Source organism: Streptomyces sp. NPDC111520 (assembly GCF_055635295.1).
The window spans coordinates 142584-162710 of record NZ_JBVKBW010000014.1 but is presented as its reverse complement, the minus strand read 5'-3'; the positions used below and the strand labels follow the sequence as shown (position 1 = coordinate 162710).

19 protein-coding genes and 3 tRNA genes are annotated in these 20127 nt (G+C 70.5%); 4 read left to right on the top strand and 18 right to left on the bottom strand.

What is annotated here, in order from left to right:
• Positions 1–31: 31 nt before the first annotated feature.
• The 9 genes from rpoB to ACZ7MY_RS30055 form a co-directional block, all read right to left on the bottom strand.
• Entirely contained in the window at positions 32–3520 is a 3489-nt protein-coding gene (rpoB, locus tag ACZ7MY_RS30095; RefSeq protein WP_499606440.1) for a DNA-directed RNA polymerase subunit beta, read from the bottom strand.
• Between the two features lie 566 nt (positions 3521–4086).
• Complete coding sequence (gene rplL / locus ACZ7MY_RS30090; protein ID WP_499606439.1) at positions 4087–4476, bottom strand: 50S ribosomal protein L7/L12; 390 nt, start codon at positions 4474–4476, stop codon at positions 4087–4089.
• A gap of 81 nt (positions 4477–4557) precedes the next feature.
• Positions 4558–5112, bottom strand: a complete 555-nt coding sequence (rplJ, locus tag ACZ7MY_RS30085) for a 50S ribosomal protein L10 (protein ID WP_089226434.1) — start codon at positions 5110–5112, stop codon at positions 4558–4560.
• Between the two features lie 270 nt (positions 5113–5382).
• Positions 5383–6339 (bottom strand): SCO4651 family lipoprotein, encoded by a 957-nt coding sequence (locus ACZ7MY_RS30080; RefSeq protein ID WP_499606438.1) that lies wholly within the window; start codon positions 6337–6339, stop codon positions 5383–5385.
• A gap of 162 nt (positions 6340–6501) precedes the next feature.
• Positions 6502–7227, bottom strand: coding sequence for a 50S ribosomal protein L1 (gene rplA, locus ACZ7MY_RS30075; protein ID WP_499606437.1), 726 nt, complete (start codon positions 7225–7227; stop codon positions 6502–6504).
• A gap of 74 nt (positions 7228–7301) precedes the next feature.
• Positions 7302–7736 (bottom strand): 50S ribosomal protein L11, encoded by a 435-nt coding sequence (gene rplK, locus ACZ7MY_RS30070; RefSeq protein ID WP_319135229.1) that lies wholly within the window; start codon positions 7734–7736, stop codon positions 7302–7304.
• A 246-nt stretch (positions 7737–7982) separates the two neighbouring features.
• Entirely contained in the window at positions 7983–8837 is an 855-nt protein-coding gene (gene nusG / locus ACZ7MY_RS30065) for a transcription termination/antitermination protein NusG (RefSeq protein WP_499606436.1), read from the bottom strand.
• A gap of 69 nt (positions 8838–8906) precedes the next feature.
• Positions 8907–9206, bottom strand: coding sequence for a preprotein translocase subunit SecE (gene secE, locus ACZ7MY_RS30060; RefSeq protein WP_499606435.1), 300 nt, complete (start codon positions 9204–9206; stop codon positions 8907–8909).
• A gap of 62 nt (positions 9207–9268) precedes the next feature.
• Positions 9269–9341, bottom strand: a tRNA-Trp gene (locus ACZ7MY_RS30055).
• A 214-nt stretch (positions 9342–9555) separates the two neighbouring features.
• Between ACZ7MY_RS30055 and ACZ7MY_RS30050 the strand changes: the two genes are divergently transcribed.
• Both ACZ7MY_RS30050 and ACZ7MY_RS30045 read left to right on the top strand, forming a co-directional pair.
• Complete coding sequence (locus tag ACZ7MY_RS30050; RefSeq protein ID WP_499606434.1) at positions 9556–10773, top strand: pyridoxal phosphate-dependent aminotransferase; 1218 nt, start codon at positions 9556–9558, stop codon at positions 10771–10773.
• A 135-nt stretch (positions 10774–10908) separates the two neighbouring features.
• Complete coding sequence (locus ACZ7MY_RS30045) at positions 10909–11922, top strand: adenosine deaminase (protein ID WP_499606433.1); 1014 nt, start codon at positions 10909–10911, stop codon at positions 11920–11922.
• 63 nt (positions 11923–11985) lie between these two features.
• Here ACZ7MY_RS30045 and ACZ7MY_RS30040 read toward each other — a convergent pair whose 3' ends face one another.
• Complete coding sequence (locus tag ACZ7MY_RS30040) at positions 11986–13041, bottom strand: UDP-N-acetylmuramate dehydrogenase (RefSeq protein ID WP_499606432.1); 1056 nt, start codon at positions 13039–13041, stop codon at positions 11986–11988.
• Between the two features lie 58 nt (positions 13042–13099).
• Positions 13100–14269 carry a thiolase family protein gene (locus ACZ7MY_RS30035; protein ID WP_499606431.1) on the bottom strand — a complete coding sequence of 390 codons (1170 nt, stop codon included), beginning with the start codon at positions 14267–14269 and terminating at the stop codon, positions 13100–13102.
• Between the two features lie 129 nt (positions 14270–14398).
• Between ACZ7MY_RS30035 and ACZ7MY_RS30030 the strand changes: the two genes are divergently transcribed.
• Positions 14399–14881 carry a winged helix-turn-helix transcriptional regulator gene (locus ACZ7MY_RS30030; RefSeq protein ID WP_499606430.1) on the top strand — a complete coding sequence of 161 codons (483 nt, stop codon included), beginning with the start codon at positions 14399–14401 and terminating at the stop codon, positions 14879–14881.
• Positions 14882–14980: 99 nt separating this feature from the next.
• Here ACZ7MY_RS30030 and ACZ7MY_RS30025 read toward each other — a convergent pair whose 3' ends face one another.
• From ACZ7MY_RS30025 to ACZ7MY_RS29995, 7 genes are all read right to left on the bottom strand, one after another.
• Positions 14981–16438, bottom strand: coding sequence for a DHA2 family efflux MFS transporter permease subunit (locus tag ACZ7MY_RS30025; protein WP_499606429.1), 1458 nt, complete (start codon positions 16436–16438; stop codon positions 14981–14983).
• 78 nt (positions 16439–16516) lie between these two features.
• A complete protein-coding gene (locus ACZ7MY_RS30020; protein ID WP_499606428.1) occupies positions 16517–17080 on the bottom strand; it encodes a TetR/AcrR family transcriptional regulator in 564 nt (187 codons plus the stop codon).
• A gap of 145 nt (positions 17081–17225) precedes the next feature.
• Positions 17226–17660 (bottom strand): MaoC family dehydratase, encoded by a 435-nt coding sequence (locus tag ACZ7MY_RS30015; RefSeq protein ID WP_499606427.1) that lies wholly within the window; start codon positions 17658–17660, stop codon positions 17226–17228.
• Between the two features lie 4 nt (positions 17661–17664).
• Positions 17665–18117: an FAS1-like dehydratase domain-containing protein gene (locus tag ACZ7MY_RS30010; RefSeq protein ID WP_499606426.1), complete on the bottom strand. Its 453-nt coding sequence runs from the start codon at positions 18115–18117 to the stop codon at positions 17665–17667.
• A gap of 99 nt (positions 18118–18216) precedes the next feature.
• On the bottom strand, positions 18217–18381 hold the full coding sequence (gene rpmG / locus ACZ7MY_RS30005) for a 50S ribosomal protein L33 (RefSeq protein WP_004571794.1): 165 nt from the start codon (positions 18379–18381) through the stop codon (positions 18217–18219).
• An 88-nt stretch (positions 18382–18469) separates the two neighbouring features.
• Positions 18470–18542: transfer RNA gene (locus tag ACZ7MY_RS30000), tRNA-Met, on the bottom strand.
• Between the two features lie 46 nt (positions 18543–18588).
• Positions 18589–18661, bottom strand: a tRNA-Thr gene (locus tag ACZ7MY_RS29995).
• 213 nt (positions 18662–18874) lie between these two features.
• Here ACZ7MY_RS29995 and ACZ7MY_RS29990 point away from each other — a divergent pair.
• A complete protein-coding gene (locus ACZ7MY_RS29990) occupies positions 18875–20119 on the top strand; it encodes an amidohydrolase family protein (RefSeq protein WP_499606425.1) in 1245 nt (414 codons plus the stop codon).
• The last annotated feature ends 8 nt before the right edge of the window (positions 20120–20127 follow it).

Genomic DNA, 20127 nt, shown 5'->3' with positions numbered 1-20127 from the left:
GCCGCTCACTGGCGGCTCCCCGGCCGGCCCGTCAGACCTCTTCGACGCTGCTCGGCTCGCGCCGGGACAGGTCGATTCCGAGCTCCTCCGCCGCGCGGAAGACGTCCTCGTCCGTGTCGCGCATCTCGATGGACATGCCGTCCGAGGACAGCACCTCCACGTTGAGGCAGAGCGACTGCATTTCCTTGATGAGCACCTTGAAGGACTCGGGAATGCCCGGCTCGGGGATGTTCTCGCCCTTGACGATGGCCTCGTAGACCTTCACGCGGCCCAGGACGTCGTCGGACTTGATGGTGAGGAGTTCCTGCAGCGCGTAGGCCGCGCCGTACGCCTCAAGGGCCCACACCTCCATCTCACCGAAGCGCTGACCACCGAACTGCGCCTTACCACCCAGCGGCTGCTGGGTGATCATCGAGTACGGACCGGTGGAACGGGCGTGCAGCTTGTCGTCCACCAGGTGGTGCAGCTTGAGGATGTACATGTAGCCGACCGAGATCGGGTCCGGGAACGGCTCGCCGGAGCGGCCGTCGAAGAGCCGGGCCTTGCCGGAGGGCAGCACCATGCGCCGGCCGTCGCGGTTCGGGATCGTGGCCTCGAAGAGACCGGCGATCTCGTCCTCGCGGGCACCGTCGAACACCGGGGTGGCGACGTTGGTGCCGGGAGCGACCTGGTCGGCGCCGATGGCCGCCAGGCGGCGCGCCCACTCGTCGCCGAGGCCGGAGACGTCCCAGCCCTGCGCGGCGAGCCAGCCGAGGTGGATCTCCAGGACCTGTCCCGGGTTCATCCGGGACGGGACGCCCAGCGGGTTGAGGATGATGTCGACCGGGGTGCCGTCCTCCAGGAACGGCATGTCCTCGATCGGCAGGATCTTGGAGATGACGCCCTTGTTGCCGTGACGGCCGGCGAGCTTGTCACCGTCGGTGATCTTGCGCTTCTGCGCCACGTAGACGCGGACCAGCTGGTTCACGCCCGGCGGCAGCTCGTCGCCCTCCTCGCGGTCGAAGACGCGCACACCGATGACCTTGCCGGTCTCGCCGTGCGGCACCTTCAGCGAGGTGTCACGGACCTCACGGGCCTTCTCACCGAAGATCGCGCGCAGCAGGCGCTCCTCCGGGGTCAGCTCGGTCTCGCCCTTCGGGGTGACCTTGCCGACCAGGATGTCGCCGGCGACGACCTCGGCACCGATGCGGATGATGCCGCGCTCGTCGAGGTCGGCCAGGACCTCCTCGGAGACGTTCGGGATGTCCCGGGTGATCTCCTCGGGGCCGAGCTTGGTGTCACGGGCGTCGACCTCGTGCTCCTCGATGTGGATCGAGGAGAGGACGTCGTCCTGCACCAGGCGCTGGCTGAGGATGATCGCGTCCTCGTAGTTGTGGCCCTCCCACGGCATGAACGCCACCAGGAGGTTCTTGCCGAGCGCCATCTCACCGCGCTCGGTGGACGGGCCGTCGGCCAGCACCTGGCCGGCGATCACGCGGGCGCCCTCGTCCACGACGACCTTCTGGTTGAAGGACGTGCCCTGGTTCGAGCGGGAGAACTTGGCCACCCGGTAGGTGTTGTACGTGCCGTCGTCGTTGGCGACGGTGACGTAGTCCGCGGAGACCTCCTGGACCACACCGTCCTTGTCGGCCTTGATGACGTCACCGGCGTCGACCGCGCAGCGGTACTCCATGCCGGTGCCGACCAGCGGGGCCTGCGCCTTGAGCAGCGGCACGGCCTGGCGCATCATGTTCGATCCCATGAGCGCGCGGTTGGCGTCGTCGTGCTCGAGGAACGGGATCATGGCGGTCGCGACCGACACCATCTGGCGCGGCGAGACGTCCATGTAGTCCACGTCCTCGCCGGGGACGTAGTCGATCTCGCCACCACGGCGGCGGACCAGGACGCGGGACTCCGCGAAGTGGTCGTCGTCCGTCAGCGGGGCGTTCGCCTGGGCGATGACGTAGCGGTCCTCCTCGTCGGCCGTGAGGAAGTTGACCTCGTCGGTGACGACACCGTTCTCGTCGACCTTGCGGTACGGGGTCTCCACGAAACCGAACGCGTTGACCCGGCCGTAGGAGGCCAGCGAGCCGATCAGACCGATGTTCGGGCCTTCGGGGGTCTCGATCGGGCACATGCGTCCGTAGTGGGACGGGTGCACGTCACGGACCTCGAAGCCGGCCCGCTCACGGGACAGACCACCGGGGCCCAGCGCGGACAGACGGCGCTTGTGGGTCAGGCCCGACAGCGGGTTCGTCTGGTCCATGAACTGGGACAGCTGGCTGGTGCCGAAGAACTCCTTGATGGAGGCGACGACCGGCCGGATGTTGATCAGGGTCTGCGGCGTGATCGCCTCGACGTCCTGGGTGGTCATCCGCTCGCGGACGACGCGCTCCATGCGGGCCAGACCCGTGCGGACCTGGTTCTGGATGAGCTCGCCGACGTTGCGCAGACGACGGTTGCCGAAGTGGTCGATGTCGTCGACCTCGACGACCACGGAGGAACCGTTGTCGCCGGTGGTCTCGGTCTCGCCCGCGTGCAGCTTGACCAGGTACTTGATCGCCGAGATGACGTCCTCGACGGTCAGCACACCGGCGTCCAGCGGCGCGTCGGCACCCAGCTTCTTGTTGATCTTGTAGCGGCCGACCTTGGCCAGGTCGTAGCGCTTGGGGTTGAAGTAGAGGTTCTCCAGCAGCGTCTGCGCGGCCTCACGGGTCGGCGGCTCGCCCGGACGCAGCTTGCGGTAGATGTCGAGCAGCGCGTCGTCCTGGCCCTGGGTGTGGTCCTTCTCCAGGGTGGCGCGCATCGACTCGTACTCGCCGAACTCCTCGAGGATCTGCTCGGTGGTCCAGCCGAGCGCCTTCAGGAGGACGGTGACGGACTGCTTGCGCTTGCGGTCGATGCGGACACCGACCATGTCGCGCTTGTCGATCTCCATCTCCAGCCAGGCACCACGCGAGGGGATGACCTTGGCGGAGTAGATGTCCTTGTCGGACGTCTTGTCGATCTGGCTGTCGAAGTAGACACCCGGCGAGCGCACCAGCTGGGACACCACGACACGCTCGGTGCCGTTGATGACGAAGGTGCCCTTGTTGGTCATGAGCGGGAAGTCGCCCATGAAGACCGTCTGGGACTTGATCTCGCCGGTCTCGTTGTTGGTGAACTCGGCCGTGACGAAGAGCGGCGCGGCATAGGTGAAGTCGCGCTCCTTGCACTCGTCGATCGAGTTCTTCGGAGGCTCGAAACGGTGGTCGCGGAAGGTCAGCGACATCGACCCGGAGAAGTCCTCGATCGGCGAGATCTCCTCGAAGATCTCCTCCAGACCGGACTTGGTGGGGACGTCCTGACCACTGTCCAGGGCCGCCTCGACGCGAGCCTTCCAGGCGGCGTTGCCGAGAAGCCAGTCAAAGCTCTCGGTCTGCAGCGCGAGGAGGTTCGGGACCTCGAGCGGCTCCTTGATCTTCGCGAAAGAGATGCGCAGCGGGGCGGTGCTTGCGCCGTTGTTCGTATTGGCAGTCGAGGCGTTGCGCGAGGCGGCCAAGAGGGGGTCCTTCCGAGGGCTCGGACTCACTACGCGCGTACCGGCTTCCGCCCCCGGGCGCAGACAAGGATGCCCTGGTCAGGACGGTTCCTCATGTGTGCTCAGGCTTGGGCTTGCCCCTGGTGACGGGCCAGGCGGCAGCTAACAGGCAGCGCAAAGGGTCAGTGTAGCCACTTGGCACACTGATGTCCAGTGCAGAGTTTCGGAGACCGGTGCTGCACCAATCTCGTCCTCCGGAGGGGTCCGTGGGATCCCCTTGTTGTGAGCCGTCATGCCCTCATTCGCGCTTGCCAGGTGAGGCATTCCCGCATCGCCCTCGATCCATGCCTCGGTCCATGGCCGATGTGACGACGCGTCCTGAGAATCGCGCGCCACGTGCGGTTCGTCAAGGGCTCCGCCCCGCGGAGATCGTCACAGCTGAAGGAAGCCGACGGTCCCGGAGCGGTGATGATCACCCTACCCGGGCCGGTCGCCGGAGCGGGTGACGCACCACGCAAACGACCGAGGGCGGCCACCCGAAAGGGTGGCCGCCCCGCGGCTGATCAGCCCCCCGGAAGGGGCAGGGATCACTTGACCTCGACGGACGCGCCCGCGGCCTTGAGGGACTCGGCGGCCTTCTCCGCGGCCTCCTTGTTGACCTTCTCGAGGACCGGCTTCGGGGTGCCGTCGACGAGGTCCTTGGCCTCCTTCAGACCCAGGGAGGTCAGCTCGCGCACGACCTTGATGACCTGGATCTTCTTCTCGCCGGCGCCGGTGAGGATGACGTCGAACTCGTCCTGCTCCTCGACGGCCTCGGCGGCGGCGCCACCAGCGGCACCACCGGCGACGACGGCGGCGACCGGGGCGGCGGCGGTGACGTCGAACTTCTCCTCGAAGGCCTTCACGAACTCGGAGAGCTCGATGAGGGTCATCTCCTCGAACTGCGCGAGCAGGTCGTCCTGGCTGAGCTTCGCCATGATGGCGGTCCTTCCACTAATTCGGCGGGTGCCGGATGTACATGTCGGCGGGCGTACGGGCCCGCTAGAGCACGGGAGTGGTTACTCCGCGTCCTCGGCGGGAGCCGGCGTACCGGCACCGCCCTGCTCGGCCTTCGCGCGCAGCGCTTCCACGGTGCGGACGAGCTTCGACGGCAGGGCCTGGAAGACAGCAGCGGCCTGGCCCTGCTTGGCCTTCATGGCACCCGCCAGCTTGGCGAGCAGCACCTCGCGGGACTCGAGGTCCGCGAGCTTCTTGATCTCATCGGCGGACAGCGGCTTGCCGTCAAGCACACCGCCCTTGATGATGAGGTTCGGGTTCTCCTTGGCGAAGTCACGGAGACCCTTCGCCGACTCCACCGGGTCACCGGTGACGAAGGCGACCGCCGTCGGACCCGCGAACAGGTCGTCCAGGGCGGTGATCCCGGCCTCGTTGGCCGCGATCTTGGTCAGCGTGTTCTTCACCACGGCGTACTGGGCGTTCTCACCGAGCGAACGGCGCAGCGTCTTGAGCTGCGCCACGGTGAGACCGCGGTACTCGGTCAGCACGGCGGCGTTGGAGCTGCGGAACTTGTCCGTCAGCTCTGCGACCGAACCGGCCTTGTCGGGCCTCGCCATAGAGCCTCGGCCTCCTTCCGGGTGATTCGGACCGCACGGGAAGGGGCCGGGCAAAAACAAACGCCCCGGCGCAGGCGCACGGGGCGTGACTCGACCGGAACCGCGATGCGATTACGGGAGTACATCCACTGTCACCTGCGCGGGCCGTCCGCATCAGCGGATCCTTCGGCTGCCGCACCCTCGCGGGCGCGCCAACAACCAGCGGTCTTTGGCTTCCCCAGAAGGGTACGCGAACGGCTCCGCGCCAGGCAAATCCGTTCCCGGGGCAGGTCAGCCGCCCAGGCCGGTGGTGCCCCCGTCCAGTCCGGACGCCTTCATGTCCCCCAGCATCCCGAACAGGTCGACCGTGTCCTTCGCCGGCGGCGCCTGGACGTTCACCGCGGCGCCGTAGTCGGAGTAGGAGGCGCTCATGCGGACCGTGCCCTCGGGCGTCTTGGTCCCCACGACCATCTTCACCGGGTAGTGGTCCCGGTTGACCCAGACCTCGGTGTCGTAGCCCTTGACGCCCGCCTTCTTGAGGTTGGCGATCAGGGCCTCACGCTCCTTCGCGGAGAGGACGTCGGACGACGTGTTGGCGTCCACCATCTCCTCGAAGGTCAGCGTGCCCTTGTAGTGGTCCGCCTCGACGCCGCCGACCTTCTCCGATCCGACGTGCTTGAGGTTGGGCGACTGGAGCAGCAGGGCGAGCTGCTCGGCCGGGTCCTGGTTCGTGCTGTCCAGGCCGCCGGTCATCTTCTGCTGGAGCTCCTTGCTGCCGCTGACCTCGGCCGCGGCCTTCAGGTCCAGCTTCATCCAGCGCTTGCCGCCCATCTCGGCGGCGGACTTCTCCCCCATGTCCATGTACATGGCCTGGTCCAGCATGATCATCCGGATCTGGGAGGGGGCGTCCGGGTCCGCGGCCGTGAGGGCGGCGCCGTCCATGGTGACGTCCATGACCGCCGGGTCCCATCCCTGCACGCCGGCGATGCGCATGGTGCCGCCGCCCTGGGCGCCGGCCGGCACGGTGATCGTCATACGGACCTTGGCGGACTTGGCCTCCGAGGTCTTGCGGAAGGCGGCCTGGATGGCCTCGGTGATGTCCCCCTGCGTCTGGACGGCCTCGTGGGGCGCGTCGGCCTTCTTGCGCTTCTTGCTGCCGCCGTCGCCGTCGTCGCAGCCCGCGAGCCCGACCACGACGGCCACGGCCGCCAGACCGACGCCCACACGCTTCGCTGCCGACAAGCTCATGAAAACCCCACCCCATGCCGTCCGTCGTCCACTGGTCCCGGTGGAACCGCTCGTCACGTTAACGCACCGCGCCGACACAGTCGTACGAAAAAACCGGCCCCGCACCTCCGGAGAGGAGCGGGGCCGGCTTCACAGCTGCACGGGCCTGGCGGCCCGACCCGGTCAGACGGCGGCCGGGTCCTCCTCGACGAGGAGGTTGCGGGTGCGGTTCGGGTCGAGCGGGATGCCGGGGCCCATCGTGGTGCTGATGGCGGCCTTCTTGATGTAGCGACCCTTGGCGGCGGACGGCTTCAGACGCAGGATCTCGTCCAGGGCGGCGCCGTAGTTCTCGACCAGCTGCTGCTCACCGAACGAGGTCTTGCCGATGATGAAGTGCAGGTTCGAGTGCTTGTCGACGCGGAACTCGATCTTGCCGCCCTTGATCTCCGTGACGGCCTTGGCCACGTCGGGGGTGACGGTGCCGGTCTTCGGGTTCGGCATCAGACCACGGGGGCCGAGGACGCGGCCGAGGCGGCCGACCTTGCCCATGAGGTCCGGGGTGGCGACGACGGCGTCGAAGTCCAGACGGCCCTTCGCGACCTCGTCGATCAGCTCGTCGGCGCCGACGATGTCGGCGCCCGCGGCACGCGCGGCCTCGGCACGGTCACCGGTCGCGAAGACCAGGACCCGGGCGGTCTTACCGGTGCCGTGCGGAAGGTTCACGGTGCCACGGACCATCTGGTCGGCCTTGCGCGGGTCGACGCCCAGACGGAAGGCAACCTCGACGGTGCCGTCGAACTTGCTGGTGGAGGTGTCCTTGGCCAGACGGACGGCCTCGAGGGGCGCGTACAGACGCTCCCGGTCGATCTTGGCGTCCGCAGCCCGGAGGGACTTGCTGCGCTTGCTCACTACTGCTCCTGTGTGTCTTGAGGAGTCGTGGTGCGGACCGAGCAGGTCCTACCACGGCACTGCTGGTGGAGTGGTCAGCCCTCGACCGTGATGCCCATGGAACGCGCGGTGCCGGCGATGATCTTCTCGGCGGCGTCCAGGTCGTTCGCGTTGAGGTCGGGCAGCTTGGTCGTGGCGATCTCGCGGACCTGGTCGCGCGTAAGCTTCGCGACCTTGGTCTTGTGCGGCTCGCCGGAGCCCTTCTCCACACCCGCGGCCTTGAGGATCATGCGGGAGGCCGGCGGGGTCTTGGTGATGAAGGTGAAGGAGCGGTCCTCGTAGACCGTGATCTCCACCGGGATCACCCAGCCACGCTGCGACTCGGTGGCCGCGTTGTAGGCCTTGCAGAACTCCATGATGTTCACGCCGTGCTGGCCCAGCGCCGGGCCCACCGGCGGGGCCGGGTTGGCCGCACCAGCGTTGATCTGGAGCTTGATAAGCCCCGTGACCTTCTTCTTCTTGGGAGGCATGTGCTCTCTCCGGGTCCTAGTGAGAGTTTTCCTGCCTGCGAGCAGGCATACCGCACCACGATAGCGGGTATCGTGCCGAGCCCTGAAACCGGGCAGGTCAGACAACCCCTCCCGCACCACGCGGGACCCCCGCCACGGGCATTTCCCGGGAACCGGACGGCGGCCCGCCGGCCGTCGCCGGACACGGAAGAGCCCCCGTCCCGGCGGGTGACCGCGGGCGGGGGCGCTTCGGTGGTTCGGGACCTGCTAGTTCTTCTGGATCTGGTCGAAGCTGAGCTCGACCGGCGTCTCGCGGCCGAAGATCTCCACGAGGCCCTTGACCTTCTTCGAGTCCGGGTTGATCTCGTTGATCGTGGCCTGCAGCGTCGCGAACGGGCCGTCGGTGACCGTGACCGAGTCACCGACCTCGAAGTCCAGCACCTGGACCTCGACCTTGCGCTTCGGCACGGCACCGCCCTCGCCGCCCTCGGCAGCGGCGGCGGCCTGCTCCTCGACCTCCGGGGCCAGCATCTTGGTGACCTCGTCCAGCGTCAGCGGGTACGGGTCGTAGGCGTTGCCGACGAAGCCGGTGACGCCGGGGGTGTTGCGGACGACGCCCCAGGACTCGTTCGTCAGGTCCATGCGCACCAGCACGTAGCCGGGCAGCTTGTTCTGACGGACGGTGCGGCGGTCGCCGTTCTTGATCTGGACGACCTCTTCCTGGGGCACCTCGGCCTGGTAGATGTAGTCCTCGACGTTCAGCGAGACGGCGCGCTGCTCCAGGTTGGACTTCACGCGGTTCTCGTAACCGGCGTAGGTGTGGATCACGTACCACTCGCCGGGGAGGACGCGCAGCTCCTCGCGGAACGCGGCGACCGGGTCCACCGGGGCCTGCTCCTCCGCCGCTTCCTCACCTGTCGCCTCGTCGGCCTCGTCCGCCTCGGCCTCGTCCACCTCGTCCTCGTCGACGACCTGGACGGCAGCCTGCTCGGCGGGCTCGCCGGCGGCCTCGTCTGCAGCCTCCGCCTGGTCGATGTCGCCGTCGGCTGCCTCGACGATGTCGAGCGCGGTGTCGTCGCCCTCGACGGTCTCGTCGGCGTCGTACAGGTTCGGGTCAGACACGGTCGCTGCTTCTTCCTTCACGATGTGGAACAGGCGGTCGGGCGCCGCGGGCGCCCTCCGCGGGAGGAATCACCCGAAGACGTACGAGACGCCCTTGTTGAATCCCCAGTCAATCACGGTAACGAGCGCGATGATGACCACAACGAAGACAATCACCACGCTGGTGTACGTCATGAGCTCGCTGCGCGTGGGCCAGACGACCTTGCGGAGCTCCGCGACGATCTGGCGGTAGAAGAGCGCGAGGCGCGCGAGGGGCCCCTTCTTGCCACGCTTGCCGCCGCGGCGGGGCTTCTTGGAGGTGGCGTCCGCGGATTCACTGTCGGGACGACCACTTTCAGGCGTCGCGGTGGAGCCCAGGGCTTCCGTCACTCGTCCTCACCTGAATCCGGGTCGTTGCCGAAACAATCCTCAAAGCGTCTGCCTGCTTGTAGCAGGGCCGGAGGGACTCGAACCCCCAACCGCTGGTTTTGGAGACCAGTGCTCTACCAATTGAGCTACGACCCTTTGAGTGCCCCCCAACGTACCGCATCCGAGCGGCTGCACGATGTGCGCAGCCAAGATCAGCTCGCGGGGGCCATCGACGGATGAGTGTACGTGTTCGCGGGCCGGGCGTCGAATGCGTCGCGTGTCCGGGCGCGGTTCGGAGCGGTTGCGCGCGGTTCTGCCCGGAACGTGAACTCGTGTGCTCCGGTGCCGCCGGGTCTGCGACGATGCAGACATGACCGCTGCAACTGAACGACGCGTGTCGGCCCGCATCGGGTCGATCTCCGAGTCCGCGACGCTCGCCGTGGACGCGAAGGCCAAGGCCCTCAAGGCCGCCGGGCGACCGGTCATCGGCTTCGGTGCCGGCGAGCCCGACTTCCCGACGCCCGACTACATCGTCGAGGCGGCCGTGGAGGCGTGCCGCAATCCGAAGTTCCACCGCTACACGCCGGCCGGCGGCCTGCCGGAGCTGAAGGCCGCGATCGCCGCCAAGACGCTGCGCGACTCCGGCTACGAGGTCGACGCCTCCCAGATCCTGGTCACCAACGGCGGCAAGCAGGCCATCTACGAGGCCTTCGCCGCCATCCTCGACCCGGGTGACGAGGTCATCGTCCCTGCGCCGTACTGGACGACCTACCCCGAGTCGATCCGGCTGGCCGGCGGTGTCCCGGTGGAGGTGGTCGCCGACGAGACCACCGGCTACCGGGTCTCCGTCGAGCAGCTGGAGGCCGCCCGCACGGAGAAGACCAAGGTCGTGCTCTTCGTGTCGCCGTCCAACCCGACCGGCGCCGTCTACACCGAGGCCGAGACCGAGGCGATCGGCCGCTGGGCCGTCGACAACGGCCTGTGGGTGCTGACGGACGAGATCTACGAGCACCTGGTCTACGGGGACGCCGCCGCGGTCTCGCTGCCGGCGCTCTTCCCCGAGCTGCGCGACAAGTGCGTCGTGGTCAACGGCGTCGCCAAGACCTACGCCATGACCGGCTGGCGCGTGGGGTGGATCATCGGCCCCAAGGACGTCGTCAAGGCGGCCACCAACCTCCAGTCGCACGCCACCTCCAATGTGAGCAACGTCGCGCAGGTCGCCGCCCTGGCCGCCGTCTCCGGTGACCTGGTGGCCGTGGCCGAGATGCGGAAGGCCTTCGACCGGCGCCGCCAGACCGTCGTGCGGATGCTCAACGAGATCCCCGGTGTCGTCTGCCCCGAGCCGGAGGGCGCCTTCTACGCGTACCCGTCGGTCAAGGCGCTGCTCGGCAAGGAGATCCGCGGCAAGCGGCCGCAGAGCTCCGTGGAGCTCGCCGAGCTGATCCTGGAGGAGGCCGAGGTCGCCGTCGTCCCGGGCGAGGCCTTCGGGACCCCCGGCTACCTGCGCCTGTCGTACGCCCTCGGTGACGAGGACCTCGTCGAGGGCGTCTCCCGGATGCAGAAGCTGCTGGGCGAGGCCAAGGCCTGAGCGCGGGCCCAACCCGTCCCGCGGGCCCCTGACCTGCCGGTCAGGGGCCCGCGTGTGTGTGCGGGCAAGCCCTCGTTCGGGGAAAGCGGCCGAAAGCGGTACCGGCACCCCCCACCGGTGCGGCAGGATCTGTGGATGGCACGCGATGTATCCCTCCTCCCCAAGGCGCACCTCCACCTGCACTTCACCGGCTCGATGCGGCCCGCGACCCTGCTGGAGCTCGCCGACAAGTACGGTGTGCACCTCCCCGAGGCGCTGACCTCGGGCGAACCGCCCAGTCTGCGCGCGACCGACGAGCGCGGCTGGTTCCGCTTCCAGCGCCTGTACGACATCGCGCGTTCCGTGCTCCGCTCCCCCGACGACATCCGGCGTCTGGTCCGCGAGGCCGCCGAGGAGGACGCCCGCGACGGGTCGGGGTGGCTGGAGATACAGGTCGACCCCACCTCGTACGCACCCCGCCTGGGCGGCCTGATCCCGGCCATGGAGATCATCCTGGACGCGGTGGAGACCGCCTCCCGGGAGACGGGCGTGGGCATGGCCGTCCTCGTCGCCGCCAACCGCACCAAGCACCCGCTGGACGCCCGTACGCTGGCCCGCCTCGCGGTGCGCTACACCGACCGCGGGGTGGTCGGCTTCGGGCTCTCCAACGACGAGCGCCGTGGCCTGGCCCGGGACTTCGACCGGGCGTTCGCCATCGCCCGGGAGGGCGGGCTGCTGGCGGCGCCGCACGGCGGCGAGCTGGCGGGCGCGGGCAGTGTCCGCGACTGCCTGGACGACCTGCACGCCGGCCGGGTCGGGCACGGCGTGCGGGCGGCCGAGGACCCACGGCTGATGGCCCGGCTCGCCGAGCGCGGGGTCACCTGCGAGGTCTGCCCGTCGTCCAACGTGGCCCTCGGCGTCTACGACCGGCCCGAGCAGGTGCCGCTGCGGACCCTCTTCGACGCCGGCGTGCCGATGGCGCTGGGCGCCGACGACCCGTTGCTGTTCGGCTCGCGGCTCGCCGCGCAGTACACGCTCGCGCGGGAGGCCCACGGCTTCACGGACGAGGAGCTGGCGGAGCTGGCCCGGCAGTCGGTACGCGGCTCCGCGGCCCCCGAGGGCGTGCGGACCAAGCTCCTGGCGGGGATCGACGACTGGCTCGGCGGCTGATCGGGACCGGGACGGAGCGGGCGACGGCGGCCGGGCCGCCGTCGCGCACCCGAGGCCGGTGGATCAGAGGCTCACGCCGACCGTCACCGGCTCGTTGACCAGCGTGATCCCGAAGGCCGCGTGGACGCCCCCGATGACCTCCCGGGCGAGCGCGAGCAGGTCGGCGGTCGTCGCCCCGCCCCGGTTGGTGAGGGCCAGGGTGTGCTTGGTGGAGATCCGCGCGGGGCCGGTGCCGTAGCCCTTGGTGAAGCCCGCCTTGTCGATCAGCCAGGCGGCGGAGGTCTTGGTGCGGCCGTCGCCCGCGGGGTAGGCGGGGGGCGCGGCGTCCGGGCCGAGCCGGTCCTGGACACGGGCCAGGAAGTCCGCCCAACCGGCCTCGGTGAGGACCGGGTTGGTGAAGAAGGAGCCCGCCGACCAGGTGTCGTGGTCCTCGGGGTCCAGCACCATGCCCTTGCCCGAGCGCAGCTTGAGCACCGTCTCGCGGGCGGTGTCCAGCGGCACCCGGTCGCCCGGGCCGGCGCCGAGGGCGCGGGCGACCTCGGCGTACTTCAGCGGGCCGGACATGCCGTCGGCGTCCTCCAGGCGGAAGCGCACCCGCAGCACGACGTAGCGGGCGGGGTCGGCCTTGAAGCGGCTGTGCCGGTAGGAGAAGGCGCACCCGGCGTTGTCCAGGACGACCGTCTCGCCGGTGGTCCGGTCGTACGCGATCACCTCGCTGATCGTGCCGGCGACCTCCTGGCCGTACGCGCCCACGTTCTGGATCGGTGTGGCCCCGGCGGAGCCCGGGATGCCGGCCAGGCACTCGACGCCGGCCAGGCCCGCCTCGACGGTGCGGGCGACGGCGTCCGTCCACACCTCGCCCGCCGCCAACTCCAGCTCGGTGCCGTTCAGCTCGAAGCCGCGGGTGGCGATGCGCAGCGCGGTGCCGGCGAAGCCCTCGTCGGCGATCACCAGGTTGCTGCCGCCGCCGATGACCAGCAGCGGCGTCCCGGCCGCGTCCGCCTCCCGTACGGCCTCGACGACCTCGGCGTCCGTGGTCGCCGTCACCAGGCGCGTGGCGGGGCCGCCGAGGCGGAAGGTGGTCAGGGGCGCGAGCGGGGCGTCGTTGAGTACGTGCACGGCATTCAGGGTACGGGGCGGGCCGGCCCGGCCAGGGGCGCCGCCCGTCCCGTACGGGTCACAGCGCTTCGAGGACCGTCGCGTTGGCCAGCCCGCCCGCCTCGCACATGGTCTGCAGCGCGTAGCGCGCGCCCCGGGCCCGCATGGCGTGGACGAGGGTGGTCATCAGCCGGGTGCCGCTGGCCCCGAGCGGGTGGCCGAGCGCGATGGCACCGCCGTTGACGTTGACCTTGGCGGGGTCGGCGCCGGTCTCCTGGAGCCAGGCGAGGACCACACTGGCGAAGGCCTCGTTGACCTCGAACAGGTCGACGTCCGCGAGGTCCAGTCCGGCGCGGCGCAGCACGCGTTCGGTGGCCGGGATGACGCCGGTCAGCATCAGCAGGGGGTCGGAGCCGGTGACCGCGAAGCTGTGCAGCCGGGCGAGCGGGCGCAGGCCCAGGCGCTCGGCGGTCTCGCCGCTGGTGATCAGCACGGCGGAGGCGCCGTCGTTGACCGGGCTGCTGTTGCCGGCCGTGACCGACCAGTCGATCTGCGGGAAGCGCTCGGCGTAGCCGGGGTCGGCGAAGGCGGGGCGCAGTCCGGCGAGGATCTCCGGGGTGGTCGTGGGGCGGACGGACTCGTCCGTGGTGAGCCCGGCGAGCGGCGCGACCTCCGCGTCGAAGGCGCCGGCCGACCACGCCGCGGCGGCCCTGCGGTGCGACTCGGCGGCGAAGTCGTCCATCGCCTCCCGGCTGAGCGACCACTTGGCGGCGATCAGCTCCGCGCTGATGCCCTGCGGCACGAGTCCGCCGGGGAAGCGTTCGGCGACGCCCGGGCCGAACGGGTCCGCGCCGGGTGGCACGTTGGACCACATGGGCACCCGGCTCATGGACTCCACGCCGCAGGCCACGACGACGTCGTAGGCGCCGGCGATGACGCCCTGCGCGGCGAAGTGCACGGCCTGCTGGGAGGAACCGCACTGCCGGTCGACCGTGGTGGCCGGGACGGAGTCGGGGAAGCCCGCCGAGAGCCAGGCCCAGCGGGTGGTGTTCATGGCCTGCTCGCCGACCTGGTCGACGGTGCCGCCGATGACGTCGTCGACGAGCGCCGGGTCGATCCCGCTGCGGCCGACGAGCTCCTTCAGGGTGTGCGCGAGCAGCTCCACCGGGTGCGTCCCGGCGAGCGCCCCACCCGGCTTGCCCTTGCCGATGGGGGTGCGGACGGCTTCCACGACGACGGCGTCGCGCATGGCGTTCTCGCCTCCTGTGAGGGGGGTGTGCGGGGCGGCACCAGTTAGTTTGATTTTCCAACTCTCTGGTGGGGTCGAGGGTAGGGCGAGTGGGTTTGGAATCACAACCCGCTGTGTGAGACTGGTCCGGTGAGCCCGACCACACCTGTGCCCCCGCTGCCGGGGCGCCCCTGCTCCGCCGCCGCGGCCCTGCACGTCGTCGGCGAGAAGTGGGCGCTGCTCGCGGTCCGGGAGATCCTCTACGGCAACCGGCGCTTCGACGCCGTCGCCCGCAACACCGGTGCCCCGCGCGACCGCCTCACCGCCCGGCTGCGCGCCCTGGAGGAGGCCGGCATCGTCGAACGGCGGGCCTACAGCGAGCGGCCGCCGCGGTACGAGTACCACCTGACGGAGGCGGGGCGCGATCTCGCGCCGGTCATCCGGGCGCTGGTGGCGTGGGGCGACAAGTGGGCGGTGGACGAGCCGCCGGTCGTCCTCCGGCACCGGGACGACCACCCCCTGGACGCGGTCGAGCACTGCCGCACGTGCGGGGAGGAACTCCACGACCGCGACCTCGCCCTCGACATCCGCAGCGAGGGCTGGACCACCGCGGGGCCGGCGGCGTCCGGCTGAATCGGGACGGGCGGCCCGTGCGGCGGGCGACCCGTAAGGCGGGCGGCCGGCAGGGCGGGTGCGCCGAGGTGACGCACCCACCCCCGGGCGATGCAACCGTCAGGGCGTCGCGTCGACCAGCGGCTCGACCGGGGCCGGGGCCGCCTCGGCGGCTGCCGCGGCAGCCGCCTTCGCGGCGCGCCGGGACGGGACGAGGAGCGCCGCGAGCGCGCCGACCGCGACGGCGGCCGCACCCACCCAGAGGGCCGGGGTGAGGCCGTCGACGAACCGCGTCCCGGACTCGTAGCCGCCCTGGGCGGAGAAGACCGCCGCGAGCGTCGCGACGCCGAGCGCCCCGCCGACCTCGCGCAGCGCGTTGTTGGCGCCCGAGGCGATCCCCTGCTCCTCCGGCCGCACGCTGCCCATGACGATGTTGGCGCTCGGGGCGAAGTACATCGCCATCCCGACGCCGCTCACGATCAGCGCCGGCACCTGCGCCGCGTACGACATGCCCGGCTCGACGACCAGGGCGAACCAGCCGAGACCGACCGCCTGCAGGGCAAGTCCGGCGGCGACCACCGGCCGGCCGCCCACGCGGTCGGAGAGGAAGCCCGCGATGGGCGCGACGATCATCGGCATGCCCGTCCACGGCAGCATGCGCAGCCCCGCCTCCGTCGGGGAGTAGCCCGCGACCCCCTGGAGGAACTGGCTGAGCAGGAAGATCGAGCCGAACATGCCGAGGAACATCAGCAGGCTGGCCGCGTTGATCGCGGCGAAGGCCCGGCTGCGGAAGAGCCGCATCGGCAGGATCGGGTTGCGGGCCCGCATCCCGTGCCGGACGAAGCCCGCCAGCAGCACACCGCCGCCGACGAGGCCGCCGAGGACCGGACCGCTGGTCCAGCCGTCGGCGTTGCCGCGGACGAGGGCGTAGACGATGCCGAACAGGCCCACGCTGGCGAGCACCGTGCCGGTCGCGTCGAGCCGCGGGTCGGGACCGCGGCTCTCGGCGAGCCGCAACCGGGCGAGGGGCAGCAGGAGAAGACCGATCGGGACGTTCAGCCAGAAGATCCACTGCCAGGAGATGTGCTCGGTGAGCGAGCCGCCGATCAGCGGTCCGGCGGCGACCGCGAGGCCGTTGACGGCCCCCCAGATGCCGAACACCATGCCGCGCCGCTCGGGCGGCACGGTGGCGGAGAGCAGGGTAAGGGTGAGGGGCATCAGGATCGCGGCGCCGACGCCCTGGACGGCGCGGGCGGCGATGAGTTCGCCCATACCGGGGGCGAGCGCGGCGGCGGCCGAGGCAGCGGAGAAGACGCCGAGGCCCACGAGGAACATGCGGCGGCGGCCGAAGCGGTCGCCCATGGCGGCGCCGAACATCAGGAGGACGGCGAAGGTGAGCGTGTAGGCGCTGACCGTCCACTCCAGGTCCTCCAGCGCCCCGCCGAGGTCCGCGCGGATGGAGGGCAGCGCCGTGGTGACGACGAGGTTGTCGAGCGCCGCCATGAAACCGGCGACGCTGGTGATGACGAGGGCCCAGACGACGCTGCCGCGCCTGGCCTCCGTCGGGTGCTGTGCCATGAACTCCCCCACCTGATTAGTAATTGATCAATAACTTTCTTGGACATGAGTGGGCCCGGGCAGGACCCGCGCGACCCGTCAGCCCTTCTCCGGGAAGCGGTCCGCGTAGAGGCCGTCGATCCCGGCCCAACTGCGCTCGTGCTGTGGGACACCGAGCGCCACCAGTACGTTCACGAGCATCCCCGTGCCGAAGAACTCCGCCGCGTCGCGGTCGCCCACCCCGGTACGCGTCGTGATGTAGTCCCACAGGCCCAGCCAGCCGCGCCGGCAGGCCTCGCGGATCTCCTCGTCGTCGACGGCGGCCACGTACATCTGCAGCTGCATCCGCAGGACGTCGCCGCCCCCGACGAGCTCCCGGTACGAACCGCACATCGCCTCGTACGCCTCCTCCCCCTCCAGCCCTTCGGCCGCCTTCTCGAAGTGCGCCTCGATCGTCTCGACGCACCGCGCCGCGGCGGCCAGGAACAGCGCCTTCTTGTTGGGGAAGAGCCGGAAGAGGTACGGCTGCGACACTCCCATGCGCTTGGCGATGACGCCGGTGGAGGTGCCGTTGTAGCCACCCGTGCCGAACTCCGTCATCGCCGCGCGGACCGCCGCCTCGCGGCGCTCTTCCGCGCTCATCCGCATCCCGTCACCTGCCATGCGAAGTAAGTTATCAGTCAATAACAAGCCGGGACAAGAGGAAGGCGGCGGGAACGCCCGCCGCCTTCTCCTCACGGCCACAGGAGCCGGACCACCTCATGAGGCCTACCCCGCGGGCCCCAATGCGCGGGCCCCAATGCGCGGGCTACGCGAGCCGGACCACCGCGCGGGACATGCCCAGCACCTTCTGGGCGGCGCTGACGGCCGTCAGGTCCACCCGGACCGTGCGCTCGTCGTCGTCCAGCTTGGCCGCGACCTTGGCGCTGACCTCGATCAGCGCACCCGTGCCGTCGTTCGGCACCACGACCGGCTTGGTGAAGCGCACGCCGTACTCCACGACCGCGCCCGGGTCGCCGGCCCAGTCCGTCACCACGCGGACCGCCGAGGCCATGGTGAACATGCCGTGCGCGATGACGTCCGGCAGGCCGACCTCCTTGGCGAACTTCTCGTTCCAGTGGATCGGGTTGAAGTCACCGGAGGCGCCGGCGTACCGCACGAGCGTGGCACGGTCCACCGGGAAGGAGCCGCCCGGCAGTTCGGTGCCGACCTCGACCTCGTCGTAGGAGATCTTCGCCGTCATCGGTTCACTCACCCTCCGGCGCGCGCGCCACCAGTTTCATCAGCGCCGTCACCACGTGCTCGCCGCTCTCGTCGTGGACCTCGCCGCGGACGTCCAGGACGTCGTTGCCCGCGAGCGACTTGATGGCATCGATGGCGACCGTCACCGAGAGGCGGTCACCGGCGCGGACGGGCCGGGTGTAGCTGAACTTCTGGTCGCCGTGCACCACACGGTCGTAGTCCAGTCCCAGCTCCGGGTCGAGGACGACCTGCCCCGAGGCCTTGAACGTGATCACGAACGGGAAGGTCGGCGGCGCGATCACGTCCGGGTGGCCCAGCGCCTTGGCGGCGTCGGGGTCGGTGTAGGCCGGGTTCGGGTCACCGACGGCCTCGGCGAACTCGCGGATCTTCTCCCGGCCCACCTCGTACGGAGCAGTGGGCGGATACGTCCGCCCCACGAAGGACTGGTCCAGCGCCATCGGCACCTCCGGAACTCGGTCTGCGCGTCGACGGGTCCGCCAACGCCAAGAGGCCGCCCCCGGTGACAGGGACGGCCTCTTTGGGTCTTACGGCCTGGGTCAGCGCGTCTCGCGGTGCGCGGTGTGCGCGTTGCAGCGCGGGCAGTGCTTCTTCATCTCAAGACGGTCCGGGTCGTTGCGCCGGTTCTTCTTGGTGATGTAGTTCCGCTCCTTGCACTCCACGCAGGCCAGCGTGATCTTCGGGCGGACGTCGGTGGCGGCCACGTGAGTGCTCCTTGACGAACGGCAATAAGGTTTGAACACGGAAAGAGTAGCCGATTGAAGGACCGATCCCACAATCGGCTACGCGGGGTAGCGGCGACCGGACTTGAACCGGTGACACAGCGATTATGAGCCGCTTGCTCTACCGACTGAGCTACGCCGCTTCGATGAAGAGATCACCCGCCGGGTGGCGGGTCATCCGATCATCAGAGCCCCAATACGGAATCGAACCGTAGACCTTCTCCTTACCATGGAGACGCTCTGCCGACTGAGCTATTGGGGCGAGCGAGGAAGACATTACACGGTCCGCCGCCGAAGGTGAAATCCGTATCTTGCGGACGGTCGCGGGACCACCTCCCACCTCCGCGGCCCCAGCCGCTCGGCCCCATACGTCACTTGACGTCACCAGTACGACTATTCGCTCTTCCCGGACGTACCGGGCGGCGCGCCCTAGGCTCGGAACCGCGTGATCTTGCCTCCGGCCCCGAGGAGCGCGATGACCGACAGCCAGCCGCAGCAGCCCACCGACCCGCCGCTCGGCGAAGCCGCCCCAGCCCCCGCCCTCCTGCTCTGCGGTGCCCGCCTCGCCGACGGCCGCACCGTCGACGTCCGCCTGGCCGGAGCGCGCATCGAGGCCGTCGGCACCGCCGGCAGCCTCCACGAGGGCACCCGGGTCGACCTCGGCGGCTACCTCCTGCTGCCCGCACCCGCAGAACCCCACGCCCACCTCGACACCGCCCTGACCGCCGGCTCCGCCGGCCCTCCGTCGTACGACGCCGAGGACGTGCAGCGCAGGGTCACCGAGGGCGCCCTCCACCAGCTCGGCCACGGGGCGACCGCGGTCCGCACCCACATCCGCATCGGCGACGTCCAGGGGCTGCGCGCCCTGGAGGCCGCGCTGCAGGCCCGGCGGGCACTGCGCGGCCTGGTCGACGTGCAGACCGTGGCCGTGCCCCGGGTCCTGACCGGGCCCGCCGGCGCGGACGGCCTCGCCGTGCTCCGCGACGCCCTCAAGATGGGCGCCGACGTGGTGGGCGGCTGCCCCGACCTCGACCCCGACCCGGCCGGCTACGCGGAGGCCGTGCTCGGCGTCGCCGCCGAGTTCGGCCTCCCCGTCGACCTGCACACCGACGCCGCCGACCCGGCCCGGCTCTCCCGGCTCGCCGCGATGGCAGGGGGGCTGCGCCCCGGCGTCGCCCTCGGCCCCTGCGGGGGCCTGGCCCGGCTGCCGTACGACACCACCGTCCGGCTCGCCGGACAGCTCGCCGCCGCCGGGGTCTCGCTGACCGCCCTCCCCCAGGGCGCCTGCGGCGCGCTGGAGTCGGTGCGCCGGGGCGGCACCGCACCGGTGCGCACGCTGCGTGCGGCCGGCGTCCGGATCGCCGCGGGCAGCGGCGCCCTGCGCGACCTGACCAACCCCGTCGGCCGCGGCGACCCCCTGGAGGCCGCCTTCCTGCTCGCCTCGCACGGCGAGTGCGCCCCCGGCGAGGCGTACGAGTCGGTCAGCAGGGACGCCCGTGCCGTCATGGGGCTGCCCGAGGTGCGGGTGGAGGCGGGCTTCCCCGCCGAACTGCTCGCGGTGCGGGCCGACCGGCTGGAGAGCGCGCTGTCGCTCGCGTACAGCCGGATCGTCATCCACCGCGGGCGGGTCGTCTCCCGGACCAGCGCGGTACGCGAGTACACCGACACCCTCGCGCTCGACCTGCCGCGTCAGTCGAGGAGTCGCCGTGACCCGGCATGAACGGCACG